Source organism: Streptomyces chlorus (assembly GCF_042655885.1).
Classification (GTDB): Bacteria; Actinomycetota; Actinomycetes; order Streptomycetales; family Streptomycetaceae; genus Streptomyces; species Streptomyces chlorus.
This window is the reverse complement of sequence record NZ_JBHSOA010000054.1, coordinates 80041-106100: the sequence shown is the minus strand read 5'-3', so window position 1 is coordinate 106100 and position 26060 is coordinate 80041. Positions and strand designations below refer to the sequence as shown.

Annotated in this window: 17 protein-coding genes, 1 tRNA gene and 2 pseudogenes; 17 read left to right on the top strand and 3 right to left on the bottom strand. The window is 72.0% G+C overall.

Features of this window, described 5'->3' with window-relative positions; translation table 11 throughout:
- Nucleotides 1-70 precede the first annotated feature (70 nt).
- From ACFPZI_RS25265 to ACFPZI_RS25240, 6 genes and pseudogenes are all read left to right on the top strand, one after another.
- Nucleotides 71-508 (top strand): annotated as a pseudogene (locus ACFPZI_RS25265) (ATPase, T2SS/T4P/T4SS family); the annotation flags it as partial.
- Between the two features lie 153 nt (nucleotides 509-661).
- A complete protein-coding gene (locus tag ACFPZI_RS25260) occupies nucleotides 662-1513 on the top strand; it encodes a type II secretion system F family protein (protein WP_381367188.1) in 852 nt (283 codons plus the stop codon).
- A complete protein-coding gene (locus tag ACFPZI_RS25255; protein ID WP_381367172.1) occupies nucleotides 1510-2298 on the top strand; it encodes a type II secretion system F family protein in 789 nt (262 codons plus the stop codon). Before ACFPZI_RS25260 ends, ACFPZI_RS25255 begins: the two co-directional genes overlap by 4 nt.
- 84 nt (nucleotides 2299-2382) lie before the next feature.
- On the top strand, nucleotides 2383-2592 hold the full coding sequence (locus tag ACFPZI_RS25250; RefSeq protein ID WP_326754001.1) for a DUF4244 domain-containing protein: 210 nt from the start codon (nucleotides 2383-2385) through the stop codon (nucleotides 2590-2592).
- Nucleotides 2579-2944: a TadE family type IV pilus minor pilin gene (locus ACFPZI_RS25245; protein ID WP_381367169.1), complete on the top strand. Its 366-nt coding sequence runs from the start codon at nucleotides 2579-2581 to the stop codon at nucleotides 2942-2944. Before ACFPZI_RS25250 ends, ACFPZI_RS25245 begins: the two co-directional genes overlap by 14 nt.
- A pseudogene (locus ACFPZI_RS25240) lies at nucleotides 2941-3444 on the top strand (Rv3654c family TadE-like protein); the annotation flags it as partial. The gene ACFPZI_RS25245 and the pseudogene ACFPZI_RS25240, both read left to right, overlap by 4 nt.
- A gap of 86 nt (nucleotides 3445-3530) precedes the next feature.
- On the opposite strand, the gene ACFPZI_RS25235 reads toward ACFPZI_RS25240, so the two are convergent.
- Entirely contained in the window at nucleotides 3531-6065 is a 2535-nt protein-coding gene (locus tag ACFPZI_RS25235; RefSeq protein WP_381367167.1) for a DEAD/DEAH box helicase, read from the bottom strand.
- Between the two features lie 79 nt (nucleotides 6066-6144).
- On the opposite strand from ACFPZI_RS25235, the gene bldG reads away from it, so the two are divergent.
- From bldG to ACFPZI_RS25180, 11 genes are all read left to right on the top strand, one after another.
- Nucleotides 6145-6486 carry an anti-sigma factor antagonist BldG gene (gene bldG, locus ACFPZI_RS25230; RefSeq protein WP_003991900.1) on the top strand — a complete coding sequence of 114 codons (342 nt, stop codon included), beginning with the start codon at nucleotides 6145-6147 and terminating at the stop codon, nucleotides 6484-6486.
- A gap of 111 nt (nucleotides 6487-6597) precedes the next feature.
- Nucleotides 6598-7035 (top strand): ATP-binding protein, encoded by a 438-nt coding sequence (locus tag ACFPZI_RS25225; protein WP_381367164.1) that lies wholly within the window; start codon nucleotides 6598-6600, stop codon nucleotides 7033-7035.
- Between the two features lie 502 nt (nucleotides 7036-7537).
- Nucleotides 7538-9943 carry a sodium-translocating pyrophosphatase gene (locus ACFPZI_RS25220; protein WP_381367161.1) on the top strand — a complete coding sequence of 802 codons (2406 nt, stop codon included), beginning with the start codon at nucleotides 7538-7540 and terminating at the stop codon, nucleotides 9941-9943.
- Nucleotides 9944-10138: 195 nt separating this feature from the next.
- Nucleotides 10139-10732, top strand: a complete 594-nt coding sequence (locus ACFPZI_RS25215; protein ID WP_381367159.1) for a small secreted protein — start codon at nucleotides 10139-10141, stop codon at nucleotides 10730-10732.
- Between the two features lie 154 nt (nucleotides 10733-10886).
- Nucleotides 10887-12416, top strand: a complete 1530-nt coding sequence (locus ACFPZI_RS25210; RefSeq protein ID WP_381367156.1) for a DUF7059 domain-containing protein — start codon at nucleotides 10887-10889, stop codon at nucleotides 12414-12416.
- Nucleotides 12417-12725: 309 nt separating this feature from the next.
- A complete protein-coding gene (locus tag ACFPZI_RS25205; protein WP_381367153.1) occupies nucleotides 12726-12923 on the top strand; it encodes a hypothetical protein in 198 nt (65 codons plus the stop codon).
- A 256-nt stretch (nucleotides 12924-13179) separates the two neighbouring features.
- Nucleotides 13180-16104 (top strand): type I DNA topoisomerase, encoded by a 2925-nt coding sequence (gene topA, locus ACFPZI_RS25200; protein ID WP_381367150.1) that lies wholly within the window; start codon nucleotides 13180-13182, stop codon nucleotides 16102-16104.
- 220 nt (nucleotides 16105-16324) lie between these two features.
- A complete protein-coding gene (tmk, locus tag ACFPZI_RS25195) occupies nucleotides 16325-19624 on the top strand; it encodes a dTMP kinase (RefSeq protein ID WP_381367147.1) in 3300 nt (1099 codons plus the stop codon).
- 235 nt (nucleotides 19625-19859) lie between these two features.
- Complete coding sequence (locus ACFPZI_RS25190) at nucleotides 19860-21065, top strand: DNA polymerase III subunit delta' (RefSeq protein ID WP_381367144.1); 1206 nt, start codon at nucleotides 19860-19862, stop codon at nucleotides 21063-21065.
- A gap of 111 nt (nucleotides 21066-21176) precedes the next feature.
- The gene (locus tag ACFPZI_RS25185; RefSeq protein ID WP_381367143.1) at nucleotides 21177-22763 is read left to right on the top strand and encodes an alpha/beta hydrolase; all 1587 of its coding nucleotides are present in this window, start codon (nucleotides 21177-21179) and stop codon (nucleotides 22761-22763) included.
- Between the two features lie 119 nt (nucleotides 22764-22882).
- Nucleotides 22883-22956, top strand: a tRNA-Thr gene (locus ACFPZI_RS25180).
- 459 nt (nucleotides 22957-23415) lie between these two features.
- Here the strand turns inward: ACFPZI_RS25180 and ACFPZI_RS25170 are convergent.
- On the bottom strand, nucleotides 23416-25104 hold the full coding sequence (locus tag ACFPZI_RS25170; RefSeq protein ID WP_381367140.1) for a bifunctional 3'-5' exonuclease/DNA polymerase: 1689 nt from the start codon (nucleotides 25102-25104) through the stop codon (nucleotides 23416-23418).
- Nucleotides 25105-25192: 88 nt separating this feature from the next.
- Nucleotides 25193-25990 (bottom strand): Clp protease N-terminal domain-containing protein, encoded by a 798-nt coding sequence (locus ACFPZI_RS25165; RefSeq protein ID WP_381367137.1) that lies wholly within the window; start codon nucleotides 25988-25990, stop codon nucleotides 25193-25195.
- Nucleotides 25991-26060 lie beyond the last annotated feature (70 nt).

The window sequence follows — 26060 nt, the reverse complement described above, 5'->3', positions numbered from 1 at the left end:
GCCAGTACACCGCGTGGCCTCCCTGAGACAGCGAGGCCACTGAGACAGCTGAACTGTTCCTAAGACGTGGCTCGTCACGCTCGAGGACCTGGTGCGCCAGGCGCTGCGAATGCGGCCGGACCTGCTGGTCGTGGGTGAGGTGCGCGGCCCCGAGGTGGTCCATCTGCTGGCAGCCCTCAACACCGGACATGAAGGCGCCGGGACCGTCCACGCCAATGCCGCCGCGGACGTACCCGCCCGGCTGGAAGCGCTCGGCACGGCGGCCGGGCTCGACCGTTTCGGGCTGCACAGCCAGCTGGCGGCCGCCCTGTCCGTGGTGCTGCACCTCGTCCGTGACCGGACCGGCCGACGGCGGATCGCTGAGGTGCACGTGCTGGAACGGGACCCGTCGGGGCTGGTGCGGACGGTGCCCGCACTGCGCTGGGGCCCCGACGCGTTCGTCCCCGAGCGGGGCTGGGAGCGGCTGCGGGAACTGCTCCGGAACACCGGCGACGGCGGCGGACTGTGAGTGGGCGGCTCGTGGGAGGTCGGCTCGCGGGAGGCCGGCCTCCGGGCGATCAGCCCGTGAACGGGCGGCCGTTGAACCGGTGGAGGCGGCAGACGGTGAGAGGGGACCGAGGGTGAGAGGGGACCGAGGGTGAACGGGACTGCCGGGATGTCGATGGGGACGGCCACGGTGTGCCTCGGGGCTGCCGCGTGGCTGCTGGGCGGCCGGCGGGCCGGAGCCAGGCGGGCACGGCTGCTGCTGGCCGGTGGGGGGCCGGTCGGGAGCGGGCCGCCGGGACGGCCCCAGGTGATCCGCGCGTGGGGACGCATCCGGGGACGGCTGCGAGCCGAATGGTGGGCCCTGGCCGCCGGGGCGGCGCTGGCACTGCTGGGCACATCGGTGCTGCCGCTCGTCGCGGGCGCGGCCGGGGTGCCGCTGCTGCGGCGGGTGCGGCTGGCCGCTGGGGAGCGCCGGGACCGTGAGCGCAGGGGCGACGCGGTGATCGCGCTGTGCGGGGCCCTCGCCGGGGAGGTGCGCGCAGGGCGGCAGCCGGGTGAGGCGTTGTCACCGGCCGCGCGTGACACCGGCGGGCTCGGCGACGCCCAGGCGGCGGTGCTGGCGGCCGCACGGTTCGGTGGAGACGTCCCGGACGGGCTCGTGGTGGTGGCGCGGCAGCCGGGCGCAGAAGGGCTTCGCGGGCTCGCAGCGTGCTGGCGGGTTGCCGTGGACCAGGGGGCGGGGCTCGCGGCCGGACTCGACCGGCTGGAAGCGGCGCTGCGTGCCGAACGGGATCAGCGTGCCGACCTGCGCGCCCAGCTGGCCGGCGCCCGCGCCACCGCGGTGATGCTCGCGGGGCTCCCCGTCCTGGGGCTGGGGCTCGGCGCGGCCCTCGGGGCCGACCCCCTGCACATCCTCCTGCACACCCCGTCGGGGCTCGGCTGCCTCGTGGCCGGCGGGGTCCTGGAGGGTCTGGGGCTGTGGTGGGTGCTGCGGATCATGCGGGGTGCCGAGGAGGCGTCGGCATGAGCGGCGACGTTTTCCACGGGCTGGGGGTTGTCGTGGGGGCGGCGTCGGCGCTCGGCTGGCCGGCCTGGTGGCTGCGCCACGCGCGGTGCGAGCGCCGGCTGCGACGACGGCTGGCCGAGACGCTGGCTGTGGAACAGGCGGCAGCCCGGCCACGTCTCACGGTGCCGAGAGGCGCGCGCGGTTGGCTGCCCACGGTGGGAGCGGTCTGTGCGGGCTGGGTGCTGGCGGGCGGTCTCGCCGGAGTGCTGGTGGGGCTGGCCGGAGCCGCCGGACTGTGGCGGTGGCGCCTGCGGCAGACGGCGGCCGGGGCGCACGAGCGGGAACGTGCCGCGGCCCGTGCGGCGCGGCAACTCCCTCTTGCCGCCGATCTGCTGGCCGCCTGCATCGCGGCCGGCGCCGGGCCCGTGCCCGCCGCGCAGGCGGTCGGCGAGGCCCTGGGCGGGCCGGTCGGGGACGCGCTGGCCAGAGGTGCGGCGGAGGTGCGGCTCGGTGGGGAACCGGGCGCGGTCTGGCGCCGACTGGCCGCCATGCCGGGAGCCGGGGCCCTGGCCCGGCTGCTGGAACGGGCCGACGTGTCCGGGCTCCCCATGGCCGCGCCCGTCGCGCGGCTCGCCGCGGAGTCCCGCGCGCAGTGGGCCCGCGAGGCGACGGCAAGGGCACGGCGGGCCGCCGTCATGGTCACCGCGCCGGTGGGTCTGTGCTTCCTGCCCGCCTTCATCGCGGTCGGCGTACTGCCCGTGGTGATCGGACTCGCCGGCGGGGTGCTGGGAGGGGGTGGTCGATGACGGGAGAGAACCGAAAACGGCGGCAGAACAAACGGACAGACAGTCGATTGGTTTTCAACAGGACCTTTCCATAAAGGGGTTGAGATGTATCAGGTGGTACGGGCGCGGTTGCGTGCCCTGGTGTGCAGGATGCGCGCGGCACGGAAGGACACCGGAATGGTCACTTCCGAGTACGCCATGGGCATCGTGGCGGCGGTGGCGTTCGCCGTCGTGCTCTACAAGGTGGTCACGAGCGGCCCGGTCGACGCGGCGCTGACGAAGATCGTGGAGCAGGCGCTCGATGGCCGGATGTGAACGGCGCTCGGACCGTGGCTTCGTGACGGCGGAGTCGGCGATGGTGCTGCCCGTGCTGGTGATGTTCGCGATGGCGCTGGTGTGGGGGTTGTTGGTGGTGGCGGCGCAGATCCAGTGCGTGGACGCGGCCCGCACCGGTGCCCGCGCGGCGGCCCGGCAGGATTCCCCCGGTGCGGTCGTCGAGGTGGCCCGCCGGGCGGCGCCGTCCGGCGCGGAGGTCACCGTGCGCCGGGAGGCGACGCAGGTTCGTGTGGTCGTCGTGGCCAGGCCCCCGTTACTGCACGGGCTGCCCTTCGAGGTACGGGAGGAGGCGGTGGCGGCCGTGGAGGAGACGGTGGGGGCGGACACGTGAAGCACGAGATCCGCGACCGGCGGCGACGGCAGAGCGGCCGGGTTCGCGGCCGAGGGCATGAGCGTGCGCGTGGGGCCGGTCCGCCGGACCGGGGGCCCGAGCGCCATGCCGGCGGGGCGCGCGCCGCACAGGCCGGGCAGGAGGCCGGGCCCGGGCGCGGCCTCCGCCGGGCCGGGCGCCGGCACCGGGACGGCGGCCGGCACCCGGCCCGGTGTCCAGGTCGGCACCGGTACTCCGGACAAGGCCCCGACCGGGGCTCCGCGACCGTCTGGAGTGTCGGGGTCATCGCCGTGCTGTGTGTCGTCTTCGGCGTCGTCCTCACCCTGGGGCAGGCCGTCGTGATCCGGCATCGGGCGGCCGGCGGTGCGGACCTCGCCGCGCTGGCGGCGGCGGACCGGTGGATGGACGGTACGGCGGCGGCCTGTGCGCGGGCCGGCCGGGTGGCCGGGGCGCAGGGCACGCGCCTGGTGCGGTGCCTGGTCGAGGGCGAGGTCTCGGACGTGTCGGTGGCCGCGGGACGAGGACCGTTCGAGGCGAAGGTCAGGGCGCGGGCGGGGCCGGCCGGTCCGGTGGCCACCGCTGCCGCTCACCCCTGGCCGGCCTCCGCCGCCATGCCGCCCGCCCGGTCCGTCCCGTCCGCCACCGCCACGTTCTCCTCCGCCACGTTCTCCTTCGCCGGTGCACCCTCCAGCAGCACCGTGAGGAGCCGTACCGCACCTCGTTTGTGCAGCGGTTCGTTGCCGTTTCCGCACTTGGGGGACTGGATGCAGGACGGGCAACCGGCCTCGCACTCGCAGGAGGCGATGGCCTGCCGGGTGGCGGTGAGCCAGTCGCCGGCGGTGTGGAAGGCGCGCTCAGCGAAGCCGGCCCCGCCCGGATGACCGTCGTAGACGAAGACGGTGGGCAGCAAGGTGTCGGGGTGCAGGGGCACGGAGACCCCGCCGATGTCCCAGCGGTCGCAGGTCGCGAAGAGGGGCAGCATGCCGATCGACGCGTGCTCGGCGGCGTGCAGGGCGCCGCCGAGGATCTCCGGATTGATCCGGGCCCGGTCCAGCTGGTCCTCGGTGACCGTCCACCACACCGCGCGGGTGCGCAGCGTACGGGGCGGCAGGTCGAGTTTCGTCTCGCCCAGCACCTCACCGGTGATGACACGCCGACGCAGGAAGGAGACCACTTGGTTGGTGACCTCGACGGAGCCGTAGCACAGGCGGCCGTCGCCCCACTGGATCTCGGTGTCCGTCTCCAGCACGGAGATCGACGTCGTGTCGCGGGCGACCGTCGTGTAGGCCGGGGCGGCCTGTTCGACCAGGGCGACGGAATCCTCCAGATCGAGGGAGCGGACGAGATACGTGCGGCCCTGGTGCAGATGGACCGCGCCCTCGTGGACGGTCGTGTGTGCGGCGCCGGCGTCCACCGTGCCGAGCAGCCGTCCCGTACCGTCCTCGACGACCTGGACGGGACGGCCGCCCTCCCCGCGGATGTCGGTCAGGTCGGCGGCCCGTTCCCGGCGGGTCCAGTGCCAGGCCTTGGTCCGGCGGCGGAGCAGCTTCGCGGCCTCCAGCTGCGGCAGGAGCTCCTCGGTGGCCGGCCCGAACAGCTCCAGGTCCTCGTCCGTCAGCGGCAGCTCCTCGGCCGCCGCGCACAGGTGCGGGGCGAGCACGTAGGGGTTGTCGGGGTCGAGGACGGTGGATTCCACGGGCCGGTCGAACAGGGCCTCGGGGTGGTGGACGAGGAAGGTGTCCAGGGGATCGTCGCGGGCGACCAGGACGGCGAGGGCGCCCTGCCCGGCCCGTCCCGCACGGCCCGCCTGCTGCCACAGGGACGCCCGGGTGCCCGGGTAGCCGGCGATCACCACGGCGTCCAGGCCGGAGACGTCCACGCCGAGTTCCAGGGCGTTCGTCGCGGCGAGTCCGAGGAGTTCGCCGGAGTGCAGGGCACGTTCGAGGGCACGGCGCTCCTCGGGGAGATAGCCGCCCCGGTAGGCCGCCACCCGCCGGACCAGCGAACGGTCGACCTCGGCCAGGCGTTCCTGGGCGATCACCGAGATCAGCTCGGCACCGCGCCGGGAGCGTACGAAGGTGACCGAGCGGACGCCCTGCACAGTGAGGTCGGTCAGCAGGTCGGCGGCCTCGGCGGTGGCGGTACGGCGGACGGGGGCGCCCTTCTCACCGTGCAGCTCGGTCAGCGGAGGCTCCCAGAGGGCGAACACCAGTTCACCGCGAGGTGAGGCGTCGTCGGCGACCTCGACCACCGGCAGGCCGGTGAGGCGGCGGGCGGCGACCTCGGGCTCGGCGGCGGTCGCGGAGGCGAGCAGGAACACGGGCGAGGCGCCGTAGCGGGCGCAGAGGCGGCGTAGCCGGCGCAGCACCTGGGCGACGTGCGAGCCGAAGACGCCCCGGTAGGTGTGGCACTCGTCGATGACGACGTACTTCAGCGACTTCAGGAAGGAGGACCAGCGGGCGTGGGACGGGAGGATGCCCCGGTGCAGCATGTCCGGGTTGGTCAGGACGTAGTTGGCGTACTGACGGATCCACTCGCGTTCCTCGAACGGAGTGTCGCCGTCGTGGACCGCCGCGCGCACCGAATGGCCCAGAGGTTGTGAAAGTTCCTTCACAGCACGGCACTGGTCGGCTGCCAGGGCCTTCGTGGGAGCCAGGTAGAGGGCGGTCGCACCGCGGCCGTTCGGGGCCTCGGAGCCGTCCAGGAGCGCCGACAGGACCGGCGTGAGATACGCCAGGGACTTGCCGGAGGCGGTCCCGGTGGCGACCACGACCGACTCGCCGTCCAGGGCGTGCTCGGCGGCGCGTGCCTGGTGGGCCCACGGATGGTCGATGCCCGAGGCCTGTACGGCGGCGAGCACCTCCGCCCGGATCCGGTCCGGCCAGACGGCATGGCGACCCGCACGCGGGGGCAAGTGCTCCGTATGAGTAATGCGCGAAGTCCTGCTCGGCCCGGCGGCGAGTCGGTCGAGGAGCGCCCCCGGCGAGGGCCGGGGAGCGCTGTCCGCCGGGGACCGATCGGGTCGAAGATTCTTGGCCATCGGCACCGAGTGTGTCACCGGCATGACGGACAATGGGGCCAAGGCGTCGTGCACGCCTGCCGGTAAGTGATTGAATGCCATCGCGGCTGGCGAACCGTCCCGGGGGCTGAGCCGAGATGCCCCAAGGGCGACCGCTCGATAGCTAGGTGCTGGAGGATCCGTGGACCTGTCCCTGTCGACCGAGACCATGGGCGATCGCACGATCGTCAGGGTCGGTGGCGAAATCGACGTATATACCGCGCCCAAGCTGCGCGAGCAGCTGGTCGAGCTGGTGAATGACGGCAGTTTCCACCTTGTCGTCGACATGGAGGGTGTGGACTTCCTCGATTCAACCGGACTCGGCGTGCTGGTCGGCGGCCTGAAGCGTGTGCGTGCCCATGAGGGCTCGTTGCGCCTGGTCTGCAACCAGGAGCGCATTCTCAAGATCTTCCGCATCACCGGCCTCACCAAGGTGTTCCCGATTCACACCTCGGTCGAGGAAGCGGTGGCGGCCACCGACTGATCACCGGTCCCGGGCGTCCGCGCCCGGGAGAGCAGTGAAGTACGAGGAGGACCGGGCCTTCGGCGGCCCGGTGCCTCCCCACAGCACGCCCGAAGTCTGCGAGGGGGATGCATGGCCACCGTTGAGCTCCGCTTCAGCGCGCTGCCCGAGCATGTCAGGACCGCCCGACTGGTGGCGGCAGCGGTGGCGCGCAGGGCCGGAGTGGACGAGGCGGTCCTCGACGAGGTCCGGCTCGCCGTCGGTGAGGCGTGCACACGTGCCGTCGGACTGCACCAGAACGGCGGAATCTCGGCCCCGGTGAAGGTGCTGCTGATCGAGGAGGAGAAGCAGTTCTCCATCGAGGTCGGTGACGAGGCGCCCCACGCGGCTCCCGGCGGACGGACGCCCGGCGGCGGGCCCGGGGCCACCGAGGCCGAGATCGAGGAGGACGAGATGGGCCTCGCGGTCATCAGCGGGCTCGTCGACGATGTCGAGGTCAGTGCCGGGGAGCACGGCGGATCGATCCGCATGAGGTGGTCCACCACGCCGCCGGCCACCTTCCCCGTCTGACTCGGCTGACCGGACGTATCCGCCTCACCCAACTCATCCAACTCATCCAACTCGCCCGCCTCACCCGATTGCATCCGAATCACCTGATTCGCTCGCTTCACCCGAACAGCGACTCATGCCGAAGGGCCCCACCCGTGGGGCCCTTCGGCATGTGCGGGTGTCATCGCCCGCGCCTACAGTGGTCCCTGTGCCGGCCTTCCCCGCCGAGCGGTCCCTGTGGGAGCGGTCCGCAGTACCGTTCATCGCGTGAATTCATTCACGATCGGCCGGGTGATCAAAGAGCTTTTTGCGCGATCACTGAAAGGATCATTCGCCTGATCAGGTGAAAGATCCGTCGAATGCCTCCGGGGCGTTACAGATTTCGGTTCCCGGGCCGTCCGGCGATCATTGTGTGAAGAGCGCGTGCGGCCATTTACATTTAACGCGCTCTGTTTTGATCAGGTTCCGGGTACCTACAATCCCGTCCACATCTTGAGCTCAGCCCAAGCGTCAAGGAGGACGAATGGCGGGGCTTTCCCTCTCACAACAGCCGGGCCAACCCATCTCCCTCGCAGCTGCCGTGCTGACCGACGACAACCGTGTGCTCGTGGTGGTCATCGGGGTCGTAGCACTGGCGGCGCTGGCCGTCGCGGGGGTCCTGGTGCGCCAGGTCCTCGCGGCCGGCGAGGGCACCGACAAAATGAAGGAGATCGCCGCGGCGGTGCAGGAGGGCGCGAACGCCTATCTGGCCCGCCAGCTGCGCACGCTCGGCGTATTCGCCGCCGTCGTGTTCTTCCTGCTTCTGCTGCTGCCCGCGGACGACTGGAACCAGCGTGCCGGCCGATCGGTGTTCTTCTTGATCGGAGCGGCGTTCTCGGCGGCCACCGGATATATCGGCATGTGGCTCGCCGTCCGCAGCAATGTGCGAGTCGCCGCGGCGGCCCGCGAGGCGACACCGGCTCCCGGAGAGCCGGAAAAGGATCTCACCGCCGTCTCGCACAAAGCGATGAAGATCGCTTTTCGCACGGGCGGCGTGGTCGGCATGTTCACCGTCGGGCTCGGCCTGCTGGGCGCCGCCTGCGTGGTGCTCGTGTACGCGGCCGACGCGCCGAAGGTACTCGAGGGCTTCGGGCTCGGGGCCGCGCTGATCGCGATGTTCATGCGGGTGGGCGGCGGCATCTTCACCAAGGCCGCCGACGTCGGCGCCGACCTGGTCGGCAAGGTCGAGAAGGGCATTCCGGAGGACGATCCGCGCAATGCCGCGACCATCGCCGACAATGTGGGCGACAACGTCGGCGACTGCGCGGGCATGGCGGCCGACCTCTTCGAGTCGTACGCCGTGACGCTGGTGGCCGCGCTCATCCTGGGCTCGGCCGCCTTCGGCGACGCCGGACTGGCCTTCCCGCTGCTCGTGCCCGCGATCGGCGTGCTCACCGCGATGATCGGCATCTTCGCGGTGGCCCCCAGACACGCCGACCGCAGCGGCATGAGCGCGATCAACCGCGGTTTCTTCCTCTCCGCGGTGATCTCACTCGTCCTGGTCGCGATCGCCGTGTACAGCTATCTGCCGTCGTCGTACGCAGGCCTCGACGGCGTCACCGACGCGGCGATCCAGGGCAAGGACGGCGACCCGAGGATCCTCGCGCTCGTCGCGGTGGCCATCGGCATCGTGCTCGCCGCCCTGATCCAGCAGCTCACCGGCTACTTCACCGAGACCACCCGGCGCCCCGTCAAGGACATCGGGAAGACCTCGCTCACCGGCCCGGCCACCGTCATCCTCGCCGGGGTCTCCCTGGGGCTCGAATCGGCCGTCTACACCGCCCTGCTGATCGGCCTCGGCGTGTACGGGGCGTTCCTGCTCGGCGGTACGTCGATCATGCTGGCGCTGTTCGCGGTGGCGCTGGCCGGCACCGGCCTGCTCACCACGGTCGGTGTGATCGTCGCGATGGACACCTTCGGGCCGGTCTCCGACAACGCCCAGGGCATCGCCGAGATGTCCGGCGACGTCGAGGGCGCCGGCGCCCAGGTGCTCACCGACCTGGACGCCGTCGGCAACACCACCAAGGCCATCACCAAGGGCATCGCCATCGCCACGGCGGTCCTCGCGGCGGCGGCCCTGTTCGGCTCGTACCGCGACGCCATCACCACCGGCGCGCGGGACGTGGGCGAACGGCTCAGCGGTGAGGGCGCGCCGTTGAGCCTGATGATGGACATCTCGCAGCCCAACAACCTCGTCGGACTCATCGCGGGCGCGGCGGTCGTCTTCCTCTTCTCGGGGCTGGCGATCAACGCGGTGTCGCGGTCGGCGGGTGCGGTGGTCTTCGAGGTGCGGCGGCAGTTCCGTGAGAAGCCCGGGATCATGGACTACAGCGAGAAGCCGGAGTACGGCAAGGTCGTCGACATCTGCACCAAGGACGCCCTGCGCGAACTCGCCACACCCGGTCTGCTGGCCGTGATGGCACCCATCTTCATCGGGTTCACGCTCGGCGTCGGGGCGCTCGGCGCCTTCCTGGCGGGCGCGATCGGCTCGGGCACGCTCATGGCGGTGTTCCTCGCCAACTCCGGTGGCGCGTGGGACAACGCCAAGAAGCTCGTCGAGGACGGCCATCACGGCGGCAAGGGCAGCGAGGCCCACGAGGCGACCATCATCGGAGACACCGTCGGCGACCCCTTCAAGGACACCGCGGGGCCGGCCATCAACCCGCTGCTGAAGGTGATGAACCTGGTGGCGCTGCTCATCGCGCCCGCGGTCATCCAGTTCTCCTACGGCGCGGACAAGAACGTCGGCGTGCGGGTGCTGATCGCGGTTCTCGCTCTGGCGGTGATCGTCAGCTCGGTGTACGTGTCCAAACGGCGCGGGATCGCCATGGGTGACGAAGGCGATGCCGAACCGGACTCCAAGTCGGTCGATCCGGCGGTGGTTTCGTAGGACCGGCCGCTGAGGCCCAGCTCAAGGTGCGGGCGGACGGCGCGTGTTGACGACGCGTCGCCCGCCCGCACTGTGTGATGTGCGCCCCCGTCGTGAGCCTTCTCTCGCTGGTGCAAATGGCTTTAAAAGTGGTCTTTGCAGACGTTCGTCGGGGAGATGTCGCGCATCTGGCGTGTATGTTCCGGGCCGGGAGCCATGGAAGGGGCCGATCCGGTGAACAAGAAGCTCGCGGCCGCGCTGTCCGGCGGTGCGGTACTGGTACTGGCGCTGACGGGATGCGGCGGCGACAACAACAACAACGAGAAGCTGAACTCCTGGGCGGACCAGGTCTGCGGCGCGGTGCAGCCGCAGGCGAAGAAGATCCAGGCCGCCAACGCCGCGATCCAGAAGGAGACCTCGGACAACAGCACCCCGGAAGAGGTCCAGAAGACCGACTCGAAAGCCTTCCAGGACATGTCCGACGCCTACAAGGCGATCGGCGCGGCCGTGACCAAGGCGGGGGCGCCGGACGTCGAGAACGGCGAGAAGAAGCAGACGGACGCGGTCAAGGAGCTCAACAGCATCTCCGCGTCGTACGCCTCCCTGAAGAAGCAGGTCGACGGACTCGGCACGGACGACCAGGCGAAGTTCGCCGACGGCCTGAAGGGCATCGCCACCGAGCTGGACAAGCTCAGCAAGAGCGGCAACGACGCCCTCAAGACGCTGGAGGAGGGCGAGGTCGGCGAGGCGATGGCCCGGCAGGCCAGTTGCAAGACGGCCACCGGTCCGGTGCAGACCACGACGGGCTGACGGCGCGACAGCGCACAGCCGCCCTCACCCCGCGGCCCCTGGGGCCGCCGCGGCAGCCCGCTACGGTCTCGACGGCCGCCACGGCCGAGGCAGTCGTGACCGCCGAGGCAGTCGTGGCTGTCACGGCACGCGCGGGGTGAGGGCGGCGGCCACAATGGAGGGTGTGAGTAACCCCGGCCTGCCGCCCCTGCCCTCGTCCGACCGCCCCGACACCGTCGCCCGCCTCCGGGACGCGCTGCTCGGGGCCTCCTTCACCGCTGACGGACTGCTCGAACTGCTCGGCGCCCCCGCGTACGCGGCGCTGGCCCGCAGTGAGACCGTGCCCGCCTTCCGGGCCACGCGCGGGGACACCCCGCTGGAGACGCTCGTACGCCTGTTCCTGTTGCAGCAACCCGTGCCGCACGCGCGCGTGGCGGACGTCCTGCCCATCGACGCCTGTCTGAAGGACGGGTGGCTGGCGCGCGCCGGCGCGAACGACGTCGCCGCGACCGTGGACGTACGGCCGTACGGCGGGCCCGCGGACGAGGACTGGTTCATCGTGTCCGACCTCGGGTGCGCGGTCGGCGGCGCGGGCGGTATCGGCAGCGCGCACGAGGGCGTTGTCCTCGGCGTCGGCGGGGCGTCCACGACCCTGGCCGGCATCACCGTCCGCACGCCCGTCGCCTCCGCGCTCGACCTCGGCACCGGCTCCGGCATCCAGGCGCTGCACGCCACTCGGCACGCCACGCGCGTGACGGCCACCGACGTCAACCCGCGCGCGCTGCACATCACCGCGCTCACCCTGGCCCTCTCCGGAGTCCCGGCCGCCGATCTGCGGGAGGGATCGCTGTTCGCACCGGTCCGCGCGGACGAGAAGTACGACCTGATCGTGTCCAACCCGCCCTTCGTGATCTCGCCGGGCGCGCGGCTCACCTACCGCGACGGCGGAATGGGCGGGGACGATCTGTGCCGCACGCTCGTTCAGGAGGCGGGGGAACGGCTCGGCGACGGCGGGTTCGCGCAGTTGCTCGCCAACTGGCAGCACGTCGAAGGGGAGGACTGGCAGGACAGGCTCAGGTCATGGGTGCCTCGTGGGTGCGACGCCTGGATCGTGCAGCGCGAGGTGCAGGACGTCACTCAGTACACCGAGCTGTGGCTGCGGGACGCCGGGGACCACCGCGGTGACACGGCCGAGTACCGGGCGCGGTACGACGCCTGGCTGGACGAGTTCGAGGCGCGCGGCGTGAAGGCGGTCGGCTTCGGCTGGATCACGCTGCGCAGATCGGGCGCCGACCGGCCGTCGGTCACGGTGGAGGAATGGCCGCATCCGGTCGAGCAGCCGCTCGGGGACACGGTGCGGGCCCACTTCGAGCGGCTCGGCCATCTCCGTACGCACGACGACGCGGCGCTGCTCGAAGCGCGCTTCAAGCTGGCCGCGGAGGTGGTGCAGGAGCAGGTCGGGCTGCCCGGCGCGGAGGACCCGGAGCATGTGGTGCTGCGCCAGAACCGTGGCATGCGCCGGGCCACCCGGGTCGACACCATCGGCGCCGGCTTCGCGGGCGTGAGCGACGGCACGATGAGCGCGGGCCGCATCCTCGATGCCATCGCCCAGCTGCTCGGCGAGGACCCGGTACTGCTGCGCGACCGCACACCGGCCCAGATCCGGCTGCTCGTGGAGCAGGGCTTCCTGGAGCCGGTGAAGTGACGGGGCGGGCCTGTCGGTCCTGAGATCGGCGAGGGGACGTGGATCCTGAGGCCGACGGGGGTGGACGGGTCCTGATGCCGACGGGGGCGCGTGGGTCCTGAGGCCGGCGAAGGCGTGGCAGGGGCTCGGAAGGGTGGTCGGTTCGCCGACTTTCGAGTTATTTCGGACACCTCGCCGAGGGCCTGCCGCCCGTCGTGCCCGCCCACGTCGCCCCTGCGTTCACTTCCGGTTCGCCTTCCCGCCGCTCGCGCGTGCCAGCCTCACCCCGGGCCCGGCGTCAGCGGCCGGGAAGAAGGGCTCGGGGGGACCATGGAGAGCGGACCGGCGATCTTCGCGGGGATGGTGTTCTGCCTGTTCGGGGGCGGATTGCTGGCCTGGATCGCGACCAGCGTCCGCCGGCATCGCCCCGTGGCCCAGGGTGTGAGCCCGGTCGCCTCGGTCACCGTCGCGAGTCTCGTCTCGCTGACCTCCCTCGTCGTCGGGGTGTGGTGCCTCACCCGCCTGTGAGGATCACGGGCGAACAGGGGTTTCGGGTAATCGAGAGGTCGCGCTCCGCATAGGGGCGGGCAGGGTCTGGACAGTCCGGGCGGCAGGAACGGTGCAAGTCGGGTTACCGTTCGAGTGGCCGTTGCGGGCTTTTCCCGTTTGACACGGGGGCGGGATGTACCGTCACACTCCGCAGCGTCACGAATCGTGAATGCAGACCCGACCCCGGGACGACAGCCCGGGGAGGCCCCAGCGTCGACCGGAGAGAAGAGCGAAGTTGTCCCCGACCAGCGAGACCGCGAAGGGCGGCCGCCGACTCGTCATTGTCGAGTCGCCTGCCAAGGCGAAGACGATCAAGGGCTATCTCGGCCCTGGCTACATCGTCGAGGCGAGCGTCGGGCATATTCGCGACCTTCCCAACGGCGCCGCGGAGGTGCCCGAGAAGTACACCGGTGAGGTCCGCCGTCTCGGTGTGGACGTCGACCATGACTTCCAGCCGATCTATGTGGTCAACGCCGACAAGCGGGCCCAGGTCAAGAAGCTCAAGGACCTGCTGAAGGAATCCGACGAACTCTTCCTCGCCACTGATGAGGACCGCGAGGGCGAGGCCATCGCCTGGCACCTGCAGGAAGTGCTCAAGCCGAAGATCCCGGTCAAGCGGATGGTCTTCCACGAGATCACCAAGGACGCGATCCGCGAGGCCGTGGCCAACCCGCGCCAGCTCAACCAGAAGCTGGTCGACGCCCAGGAGACCCGCCGCATCCTCGACCGTCTCTACGGCTACGAGGTCTCGCCGGTCCTGTGGAAGAAGGTCATGCCCCGGCTGTCCGCCGGCCGTGTCCAGTCCGTCGCCACCCGGCTCGTGGTCGAGCGGGAACGGGAGCGCATCGCGTTCCGTTCCGCCGAGTACTGGGACCTGACCGGCACCTTTTCCACGGGCCGTGCCGGGGACGCCTCCGACCCGTCCTCGCTGCTCGCCCGCCTGCAGTCCGTCGACGGCAGGCGCGTCGCGCAGGGCCGCGACTTCGACTCCCTGGGACAGCTGAAGAACGCGAACACCCTCCAGCTCGACGAGGCGAACGCCCGCGCCCTGGCCGCCGCCCTGGAGAACACCCGGTTCTCCGTGCGGTCCGTCGAGTCCAAGCCGTACCGTCGCTCGCCGTACGCCCCGTTCCGTACGACGACGTTGCAGCAGGAGGCGAGCCGCAAGCTCGGCTTCGGCGCGAAGGCCACCATGCAGGTCGCGCAGAAGCTGTACGAGAACGGCTACATCACCTACATGCGTACGGACTCGACGACGCTGAGCGGGACGGCGGTCACCGCCGCCCGTGCCCAGGTCACGCAGCTGTACGGCGCCGACTACCTGCCGCCGCAGCCGCGCACCTACGCCGGGAAGGTGAAGAACGCGCAGGAGGCGCACGAGGCGATCCGCCCCTCCGGCGACCGCTTCCGCACCCCTGCCGAAACCGGCCTGACCGGCGACCGGTTCCGGCTCTACGAGCTGATCTGGAAGCGGACCGTCGCCTCCCAGATGAAGGACGCCACCGGCAACTCCGTCACCGTGAAGATCGGTGGCACGGCGGCCGACGGACGGGACGTCGAGTTCACCGCGTCCGGCAAGACCATCACCTTCCACGGCTTCCTGAAGGCCTACGTCGAGGGCGCGGACGACCCGAACGCCGAACTCGACGACCGCGAGCGCCGGCTGCCGCAGGTCGCCGAGGGCGACGCCCTCGGCGCCGAGGAGATCACGGCCGACGGCCACGCCACCAAGCCCCCGGCCCGCTACACCGAGGCGTCGCTGGTCAAGGAGCTGGAGGAGCGGGAGATCGGCCGCCCGTCGACGTACGCGTCGATCATCGGCACGATCCTCGACCGCGGCTACGTGTTCAAGAAGGGCACGGCCCTCGTGCCGTCCTTCCTCTCCTTCGCCGTCGTCAACCTGCTGGAGAAGCACTTCGGCCGGCTCGTCGACTACGACTTCACCGCCCGTATGGAGGACGACCTCGACCGCATCGCGCGCGGCGAGGCGCGGTCCGTGCCGTGGCTCAAGCGGTTCTACTTCGGCAGGAGCGCCGCCGACAGCGACTTCCCCGCGGGCGGCAGCGGCGGCGGCGCGGCCGAGGCGGGCAACGGCGACGGGGACCACCTCGGCGGCCTCAAGGAGCTGGTGACCGACCTGGGCGCGATCGACGCGCGCGAGGTGTCGTCGTTCCCGGTGGGCAGCGGCATCGTGCTGCGGGTCGGGCGCTACGGCCCGTACATCGAGCGCGGCGAGAAGGACTCCGAGAACCACCAGCGCGCCGACGTCCCCGAGGACCTGGCGCCCGACGAGCTGACGGTGGAGTTCGCCGAGGAGCTGCTCGCCAAGCCGAGCGGTGACTTCGAGCTGGGCACCGACCTGGCGACGGGCCACCCGATCGTCGCCAAGGACGGCCGCTACGGCCCGTACGTCACGGAGATCCTCCCCGAGGGCACCCCGAAGACCGGCAAGAACGCGGTCAAGCCGCGCACGGCCTCCCTCTTCAAGTCGATGTCCCTGGACACGGTGACGCTCGAGGACGCGCTGAAGCTGATGTCGCTGCCGCGCGTGGTCGGCGCCGACGCCGAGGGCGTGGAGATCACCGCGCAGAACGGCCGGTACGGGCCGTATCTGAAGAAGGGCACCGACTCGCGGTCGCTGCAGTCCGAGGATCAGCTCTTCACGATCACGCTGGAGGAGGCGCTGGCGATCTACGCCCAGCCCAAGCAGCGTGGCCGGGCCGCGGCCAAGCCGCCGCTGAAGGAGCTGGGCGAGGACCCGGTCAGCGGCAAGCCGGTCGTGGTGAAGGACGGCCGCTTCGGCCCGTACGTCACCGACGGCGAGACCAACGCGACCCTGCGCTCCGACGACAGCGTCGAGACGATCACCCAGGAGCGCGGGTTCGAGCTGCTCGCCGAGAAGCGCGCCAAGGGGCCCGCCAAGAAGACGGCGAAGAAGGCCCCGGCCAAGTCGGCCGCCAAGAAGACGGCCGCCAAGAAGGCTCCGGCGAAGAAGACGGCGGCCGCCAAGAAGACCGCGGCGAAGAAGACCACGACCGCCGCGAAGACGACGGCGGCGCGGAAGACGACGGCGTCCACGGCCACGGCCACTGCGACGAAGTCCGCCACCGCCGCGAAGAAGGCGACGGCCGCCTCGAACGGTGCCGGCGCTGAGGACTGAGGAGCCTTCAGGATCCTGATGAGGGTGTGGGAGCCCTCGCGGGCTCTCGGGGTTCCGGGAACGCTGGTGAGGCTCCCGGAACCCTCAGGACCTGCCCGTTCCCGGTGTGGATCTTCGCGAGGGTTCGGAATGCGAACGTCCCGGCAACGCTTCGATGTCGGGACGTGTGCATGTCAAAATGGAGGCCCGAGGGATCGGTGCGGGCCGATAGGCTGAACACATGACGCGATCCGAGCCGCCAACGGCCCCTCAAACGGCCCCCGACGACGCCCTGGTCGCGGACTCCCGCGAGCGCGCGGTCCGCGCCCTGCTGCGTCGCCCGCAGTTGAAACGCCTCTGGAGCGCGCAGCTCGTAGGCGGTGTCGGCGACATACTCGCCCTCCTGGTGCTGGTGCTCCTCGCTCTCCAGGCGGCGGTCGCCGAAGGTTCGTTCGGCGGCGGCTACCGGGGCGTGGCGTTCGCAGTGGCGACCGTTTTCGGGGTGCGGATCCTCGCGACGCTGCTGTTCGGCGCCGTCCTCCTCGGCCCGCTCACGTCGCTCACCTCTCCGGGCGGCCCGCTGGACCGCCGCTGGACCATGGTCGCCGCGGACGGACTGCGGGCGGCCCTGCTCATCGTCGCGCCGCTGTGGATCGACTGGACGCCCGACGACGCGCTTGCCCTGCTCCTCGTCACCGCCTTCGTGACGTCGGTCGCCGAGCGGTTCTGGACGGTCTGCCGCGAGAGCGCGGCGCCCGCGCTGCTGCCCGCCCCGCCCCTGGAGGGCGCGACGGTGCGGCCGCTGCCGGACCACATGGACGCGCTGCGCCGCCTGTCGCTGCGTACGGGCTTCGTGGCGGTGCCGGCCGCGGCCCTCGCGCTCGTCGTCGCGGGACTCCTCAACAACCTGCTGGGCACGGGCATCGACTGGTTCGAGCAGCACCAGGCGGCGCTCGCCTCGTATGTCGCGGCCGGACTGTTCGCCGCGTCGCTGTCCATGGTGACGTTCCTCGAACTGCCCGGTACGCGCACCCCGCGCGCGCGGTCGCCGCTGGAGGGGCTGCGCCGTCCGAAGAGCACCGCCGGCTCCGGCAAGGGCCGCACCGGCGCCATGCCGCTGCTGGTGCTCGCGTCCGCGTCCGTGGCCGCCGCGGTGTCGGCCGCCGTCGCGGTGTTCGTGCTGCACGCCAAGGAGCTGGGCGGCGGGCCCGTGCTGTACGGCCTGCTGGTGGCCGCGCTGACCGGCGGGGTCGTCGTCGGCATACGGACGGCCCCGGCCCTGCTGCCGTCGCTGTCGAGGCGTCGACTGCTCGCGATGGCGCTCGCCTGCACCGGCGTCGCGCTGCTCGCCGCCGGACTCGTGCCGGACGTCACCAGCGTGCTGCTGATCGCCGCGCTGGCCGGTGTCGGCGCGGGCACGGCGGCCAACACCGGGCACACCCTGCTCGACCAGGAGATCGAGGACCAGCGGCGGGCCCGTACGACGGAGCACCTGCACGCGGTCGTCCGCCTCGTCGTGGCCCTCGGCGCGGTGATCGCCCCGCTGGTGGCCGCGGGCATCGGACCGCACCGGCTGGAGAGCGGCCGGTTCGTCTTCGCGCACGGCGGTGCCGCGTTCACGCTGATGCTGGTGGGCGCGCTGCTGCTGCCGGTGGCCGCGCTCGTCCTGGCCAAGGTCGACGACCGTTCCGGGGTGCCGCTGCGGCAGGATCTCCGGGACGCGCTGCTCGGCGGCGACGACCCCGAGCCCGTACCGGCGGGCGCCGGCTTCTTCGTCGCCCTGGAAGGCGGCGACGGGGCCGGGAAGTCCACCCAGGCCGAGGCGCTCGCCGAGTGGATCCGGGGCAAGGGCCACGAAGTCGTGCTCACGCGTGAGCCGGGGGCGACGCCGGTCGGCAAGCGGCTGCGGTCGATCCTGCTGGACGTCTCGAGCGCCGGACTGTCCCACCGCGCGGAGGCCCTGCTGTACGCGGCGGACCGCGCCGAGCACATCGACACGGTCGTACGGCCCGCCCTGGAGCGCGGCGCGGTCGTCATCTCCGACCGGTACATCGACTCCTCGGTGGCCTACCAGGGTGCCGGGCGGGACCTGTCGCCGACCGAGATCGCCCGCATCAACCGCTGGGCGACCAACGGCCTCGTACCGCACCTCACCGTGCTCCTCGACGTGGCGCCGGAGACCGCGCGCGAGCGGTTCACCGAGGCGCCGGACCGGCTGGAGTCGGAGCCCGCCGAGTTCCACGCGCGGGTGCGGGCCGGTTTCCTCACACTGGCCGCGGCCGACCCCGGCCGGTACCTGGTCGTCGACGCCGGTCAGGAGCCGGACGCGGTCGGTACGGTCATCCGGCACCGGCTCGACCAGGTATTGCCGCTCTCCGAGGCCGAGATCAAGGCCATCGAGGAAGCCCGGCGCAAGGCCGAGGAGGAGGCCCGCCGCAAGGCGGAGGAGGAAGCGGCGCGCAAGGCCGAGGAGGAGCGCCTGGAGCGCGAGCGCCAGGAACAGCTGGCGCGACTGCGTGCAGAGGAGGAGGAGCGCAAGCGGCGCGAGCTGGAGGAGGCGCAGCGGCGCGAGGCCGAACGGCAGGCGGAGGAGGCCCGGCAGCGCGCCGAGGAGGCCGCCCGCCGTGCCGAGGAGGAGCGGAAGCGGCTCCTCGCCGAGGAGAAGGCGCGCGCGGAGGCGGAAGCCCGCCGCAAGGCGGAGGAGGAGCGTCGCCGCAAGCAGGCCGAGGAGGAGGAGCGGCTGCGTGCCGAGGCCGAGGCACTGCGCCTGGAGAAGCAGCGCAAGGCCGAGGAGGCACTGCGGCGGGCCGAGGAGGCCCGACGCCTCGCGGAGCAGGCCGCGGCCGCGGCGGAGGCGGGGCCCTCCACGGTGAGCTGGGCCGGCGCGGCGCGTGGTTCGGATACGCCGAGCGGTTCGGACGCTTCCCGAGGGTCGGATGCTTCGCGGGGGTCGGACGCTTCTGGTGGTTCGGGTGTGTCGCGTGGCTCGGATGCGTCTGGTGGTTCGGATGTGTCGAGCGGGTCGGCTTCGGCGGACGAGACGGCGGTGCTGCCCAGGGTGAGGGGCGACGCGGCCGGAGAGGACGGGCCGGGCTCCGGCGAGTCCTCGGACCGGTTCCGCAAGGGCCGGGGTGACTCCGCGCGGGGCGGGAGCGAGGGGCAGTCCGGCTGGGCCAGGTCCTCCCAGCCGTCCGAGGCCGAGGTGACGACCGAGCTGCCGCAGGTGTCGGTTTCGCCGAGGGTGGCCGACGAGACCGAGGTACTGCCGACTGTGCCGCCGCCGAGCGCCACGGAGGAGACGGCGGTGCTCCCCGCGATCACCCAGGACGACGAGGTGGCCAGTACGCGTGAGCTGCCGCAGGTCGACCCCGAGAACATGCCGGACCGGCGCAGGCAGCGCTCGGACTGGGCCGAGGAGACCCCGCTGGACGACCTGCCGACCCTGGCGGACGAACTGCTGGGCCCGCGCGACGACGAGCACGGCGAACCGGGCGAACCCGACGAGGGCGGCCGGGGCAAGGGCAAGGGACGGCGCCGCTGACACGAGCGGCGGTCCACCGAGGTGCCGATGTTGGGCGGGGGCAGAACGACGGCCCCCGCCCAGCATCGTTCTCCCGGGCCGGCCGGTACTGTTCCCGGGCCGTTCCCGCGGCTGGTCCGGGACTGTCAGTGGTCACCCCCACAATGGATTCAGGCAATGGATCCCAGTCATTGGAATCAGTCAATGGACAATGAGTGGCGAACGTGGCGGACATGACGGAAGGGCGGCGTGACCCATGACCGTGTGGGACGACCTCGTCGGGCAGCAGCGGGTGAGCGCCCAGCTCGCCGCCGCCGCGCGGGACGCCGATGCCCTCGTCACGGCCGCGGCGACCGGCGCCCCGCCGCCGGCGGCGTCGAAGATGACCCACGCGTGGCTGTTCACCGGACCGCCCGGCGCGGGGCGCAACCAGGCGGCGCGCGCCTTCGCCGCCGCGTTGCAGTGCGTCAGCCCCGACCGCGCGCTCGGCGGGTCCCCGGGTTGCGGATTCTGCGACGGCTGCCACACCGCCCTGATCGGCACCCACGCCGACGTGAGCACGATCGCCGCCGTCGGCGCGATGATCCTGGTGCGTGACATGCGTGACACCGTCCGCAAGTCGTTCACCGCCCCGGCGACCGGCCGCTGGCAGGTGATTCTCGTCGAGGACGCCGAGCGGCTGAACGAGAGTTCCGCCAACGCCGTCCTCAAGGCCGTCGAGGAGCCCGCGCCCCGCACGGTCTGGCTGCTCTGCGCCCCCTCCGTCGAGGATGTCCTGCCGACGATCCGCTCCCGCTGCCGCCACCTCAACCTGAGCACGCCCTCCGTGGACGCTGTGGCCGACCTGCTCGTACGCCGTGAGGGCATCGAGCCGGGCGTCGCCGCGGCCGTGGCCCGCGCCACCCAGGGGCACGTCGACCGGGCCCGCCGGCTGGCCACCGACCCGGCCGCCCGCGAGCGCCGTGCCGCCGTACTGAAGCTGCCACTGCGCGTCGAGGACATCGGGAGCGCGCTCAAGGCGGCCCAGGAACTCGTCGACGCCGCCGCCGAGGACGCCAAACAGCTGGCCGAGCAGAGGGACACCAAGGAGACCGACGAGCTGAAGGCGGCACTCGGCGCGGCGCAGGGCGGCCGGCTGCCGCGCGGCACCGCGGGCGTGGTCAAGGATCTGGAGGACATGCAGAAGCGCCGCAGAACGCGTACCCAGCGGGACAGCCTCGATGTGGCCCTGACCGACCTCACCAGCTTCTACCGCGACGTCCTCGCCCTCCAGCTCGGTTCCCGCGTGGCCATCGCCAACTCGGACGCGGAGGACACCCTGGAGCGCATGGCCCGGGGCAACTCCCCCGAATCCACGCTCCGCCGCATCGAAGCCATCGCCGCCTGCCGCGACGCCCTCGACCGCAACGTGGCCCCGCTCCTGGCGGTGGAGGCGATGACGATGGCCCTCAGAGCAGGCTGATCCGGAACCCGACCCCGAAAACCGCATCCCGTAGCCCGAAACGCGCGACTCGCACGACGCGCGGCACGCACACAGGGCACTCGCTCCATCGCGCAGAGTTACGCTCGCAGCATGTACACAAGGCGCACCCTCCGCAGGACCCGTACCGGAGCCACGCTGCTCGCCGTCGTGCTCCTGGTCTCCGGCTGCTCCTCCGGGAGCACCACGAGTTCCGCGAGCTCGGCGGCGAAGGAGGAGAAGGCGGCGGTGCTGGCCGCCCTGCCCCGCTCCACGCCCGAGGCGCTCACGCCGTACTACGAGCAGAAGCCGGCCTGGCGCGACTGCGGAGTGCCCGGCTTCCAGTGCGCCACGTTGAAGGCCCCGCTCGACTACGCGGACCCGTCCGCCGGCGACATCCGCCTCGCCGTGTCCCGCAAGAAGGCCACGGGCCCGGGGGAGCGGCTGGGCTCCCTGCTGGTCAACCCCGGCGGACCGGGCGCGTCGGCGATCGACTACCTCCAGGCGTACGCGGGCATCGGCTACCCCAAGGAGGTGCGCGCCCGCTACGACATGGTGGCCGTGGACCCGCGGGGCGTGGCCCGCAGCGAGCCCGTCGAATGCCTGGACGGCCCCGAGATGGACGCGTACACGCAGACGGACTTCACACCGGACGACGCGAAGGAGGTGGACACGCTGGTCGCCGCGTACCGGAAGTTCGCCGAGGGCTGCGCGGCGGACGAGCCGAAGCTGCTGCGCCATGTGTCCACCATCGAGGCGGCCCGGGACATGGACATCGTGCGGGCGGCCCTGGGCGACGAGAAACTGAACTACGTCGGCGCCTCCTACGGGACCCTCCTCGGGGCGACGTACGCGGGGCTGTTCCCGGACCGCACGGGCCGGCTGGTGCTGGACGGCGCGCTGGACCCCTCCCTGTCCGCGCGGCAGCTCAACATCGAGCAGACGGCGGGCTTCGACACGGCGTTCACCGCCTTCGCGAAGGACTGCGTACGGCAGAGCGACTGCCCGCTCGGCGGCCGGAACACCAGTCCCGAAGAGGCCGGCAGGAACCTGAAGGAGTTCTTCGGCAAGACCGACGCCCAGCCGGTCCCCGCCGGTGACGCCGCCGGCCGTGAACTCACCGAGTCGCTGGCCACCATCGGCGTGATCGCCGCGATGTACGACGAGGGCGCCTGGCCGCTCCTGCGCAAGGCCCTGACGGCGGCGATGAAGGAGAACAACGGCGCCGGACTCCTCGCCCTCTCCGACAGCTACTACGAACGCGACGCCAAAGGTGAGTACGCCAACCTGATGTTCGCCAACGCCGCCGTGAACTGCCTGGACCTCCCGGCCGCCTTCGACTCCCCGGACCAGGTGAGGGACGCGCTCCCCGACTTCGAGAAGGCGTCCCCGGTCTTCGGCGAGGGCTTCGCCTGGGCCGCCCTGAACTGCACGTACTGGCCGGTCGCCGCCACGGGTGAGCCCCAGCGCGTCGAGGCCAAGGGCGCCGCTCCGATCGTCGTCGTCGGTACCACGCGCGACCCCGCGACCCCCTACCGCTGGGCACAGGCCCTGGCCGGCCAGCTCACCTCGGCCCGCCTCCTCACCTACGAGGGCGACGGCCACACCGCTTACGGCCGGGGCAGCGCCTGCATCGACTCCGCGATCAACACCTACCTCGTCGACGGCACCCCGCCCGCGGACGGAAAGCGCTGCTCATAGCGGGTACACCCACCCCGGAGGCAGGCCCCCGGCCCGCCTCCGGGGCAGGTACGAAGCACCATCCGAAACTGTGTAGACTTACCGTCGTCGCTGACCGCACCATGGTGCCGGCAGCGTGCGCCGCCTTAGCTCAGATGGCCAGAGCAACGCACTCGTAATGCGTAGGTCTCGGGTTCGAATCCCGAAGGCGGCTCTGTGAAAGCCTCAGGACTCACTCGCCGTGACCTGGGGCTTTTGCTTTCAGCGTATACGGCGGCGACGTCGAGCGCGGGTTGCGCGCCGGTCCTCGGTCTCAGTTCTGGTCTCAGTCGTGGGTTCCGGGTCCGGCATGAAGGCGTCTCCCATGCGGTGCGTCGCATTTTTTCGCGTCGGCGACAGGGGCGAGCAGGCGTAGGAGGTAGGAGCCGGGGTGGAGCGGGGACACGGACCGCCCTCGCTCACGTGACGATGAGGGTCGGCTCGTGGAAGTGGAGGAGACCGCGTACGGCCGCTACGCCCCGCACGACCTGGTCCGCGACTTCGCCCGGGAACTCGTGCGTGAACCGGTTCGGGAGCCCGCCTCAGAAGTGGCCCCAGTCTCCGAAGCAACCCCGGTCTCCGAACCGGCCCCCGCTCTCCTCCCCGGGTGCGCCGAGGAGTCCGGCCTCCGTGGTCACTTGGCGTCCGCGTAGCACTCCACCACCGCCGTCGTGAACGGAAACCGCACCGGGGTCGGGCCGAACGTCAGTCGCCCGGCCAGCTCCGCCGCCTCCCGGATCGCCCTCGCCACCGTCTCCGCCTCGTCCTCGGGGCAGTGCACGATCACCTCGTCGTGCTGGAAGAAGACCAGCTCGGCAGCCATGTCCGTCAGGGCCTGCCGCAGCGCGGCGAGCAGCAGCAGGGTCCAGTCGGCGGCGCTGCCCTGGACGACGAAGTTGCGGGTGAAACGGCCTCGCGCGCGGGCGTCGGTCGAGGCGTAGCCAGGTGCCCACTGCCGGGAGGCGTCGGGTTCCTCCTCAGTGAGCGGGATGCCCGCCTCCTCCACCGCGTCGTCCGTCGTGCGGGTCGCGGGCGGGCAGGTGCGGCCGAGCCAGGTCCGTACGAGCCGGCCCTCCTCGCCGGCGCGGGCGGCCTCGTCGACGTAGGCCACGGCCCGGGGGAAGCGGCGTCTGAGGGCGGCGAGGTTCTTCAGGCCGTCGCCGGACGTCTGGCCGTAGACCGCGCCGAGGACGGCGAGCTTCGCCTGCGCGCGGTCGCCGGAGAAGGCGCGGTCGGACACCGACTGGTAGAGGTCGGTCTCCCGGCCGGCCACCTCCATCAGCCCGGGGTCGCGGGAGATCGCCGCGAGGACGCGTGGCTCCATCTGGTCGGCGTCGGCGACGACGAGCCGCCAGCCCGGGTCGGCGACGACCGCGCGGCGGATCACCTTGGGGATCTGCAGCGCGCCCCCGCCGTTGGTCACCCAGCGGCCGGTCACCGTCCCGCCCGCCAGGAACTCGGGCCAAAAGCGGCCGTCGCGCACCCAGTCCTGGAGCCAGGACCAGCCGTGGGCGACTCGGATGCGGTACAGCTTCTTGTACTCGATCAGCGGTTTCACCGCCGGATGGTCGAGGGACTCGAGCTCCCAGCGGCGGGTCGAGGAGACCTTGATCCCGGCCTGCGCGAACGCCTTGACGACGTCGGCGGGCAGGTCGGGCCGGACCCGGCGGCCGAAGGCGGCGGACACCTCGTCGGCGAGCTCGGCGAGTCTGCGGGGCTCGCCGCCGCCCGCGTACCGCTCGCCGAGCAGGTCATGCAGCACCGCGCGGTGCACGTCCGCCCGCCAGGGCACCCCCGCGCGGTTCATCTCGGCGGCGACGAGCATCCCCGCCGACTCGGCGGCCACCAGCAGCCGCATCCGGTCCGGGTGCGCGGTGGCCTCGATCCGGCGCTGCTGTTCGGCATAGACCGCGAGGAGGTCCGCCAGCGGGACGTGGGTGCCCCGGGGTTCGAAGAGGGGCGACTGCGCGCCCGGCTCGGCCGAGCGCTGCGGCGGATCGGGCGGTACGGGGCCGCCGTGGAGCCGCGCCAGGGCGGCCGCGGCCGAACGGGGCTGCCCGTGCCGCCCCTCGTGGCCGAGCAGGAGAGTCTCGGCGGCCTCGATGTCGTAGCACCGCTCCACTCGCGCCCCCGTGGCGAGCAGGCGCGGATGGACCTCGGTGGTGGACCGCCACACCCACCGGGTGACGCCGGGACGGCTCCGCACGGCCTCGGCGGGATCCGTCTCCCGCCGCACCGGAGCGGCGGGCAGCCCGTCCGGGCCGAGGGGGGCGACGTCGACGCCACCGTCCTCGGCCAAAGAGAGTGCCCACCGGTCGGCCATGACGTGAGTGTGGCAGGGGGGTCTGACAGCGGGTCTGACAGCGGGGCCGACAGCGGGGTCGGACGGCGAAGCCCGACAGCGGCCCGGATCAGCTCTCCGGCGAGGGCTCCCGCTCCTGGTCGCCGTCCTTCTCCCGGCCGTCCTCCTTCTCCTGGTCTTCCTCCTGCCGCGTCTCCACGACCTGCGCCAGCAGGTCGGCGATGTACCGCTCGGTGGCCGTCCTGTCGACGCCGAGGCCACTGAGGACGCCCTTGCCGTTCTCGTGCTCCAGGAGGGCGAGCAGGAGGTGCTCGGTGCCGACGTAGTTGTGGCCGAGGCGGAGGGCCTCGCGGAAGGTGAGTTCCAGGACCTTCTTGGCCGCCGGGCCGTACGGCACCAGCTCGGGGGCGTCCTCGACGGCCGGCGGGAGAGCAGCGACGGCGGCCGCGCGGACCGCGTCCAGGGTGACGCCCTGCTCGGTGATCGCCTTCGCGGCCAGGCCGCCCGGCTCGGTCAGCAGGCCGAGGAGCAGGTGCTCGGGCAGGCCCTCGGCGTTGCGCGCGGCCTTGGACTCGTTGTGCGCGGCCATCACCACGGCGCGGGCGCGGGGCGTGTAGCGGTTGAAGCCCTCGTTCGGGTCGAGGGCGGCCGACTCCTTGGGCACGAAACGCTTCTGGGCCGCCTGCCGGGTGACGCCCATGCTCTTGCCGATGTCCGTCCAGGAGGCGCCCGAGCGCCGGGCCTGGTCCACGAAGTGGCCGATCAGGTGGTCCGCCACATCGCCGAGGTGCTCACCCGCGAGCACCGCGTCCTGAAGCTGCTGAAGGGGTTCCTCGCGGACCTTCTTGATGGCCGCGATGAGGTCGTCGAGACGTACGGATGACTTGATGCCGGGATTCGTCGTCATGTGTCAACGGTAGGTTGACAGCGAGGGGGTGTCAACCGCGAGTTGACACTTGGGGGTGACTTCCCGCGGC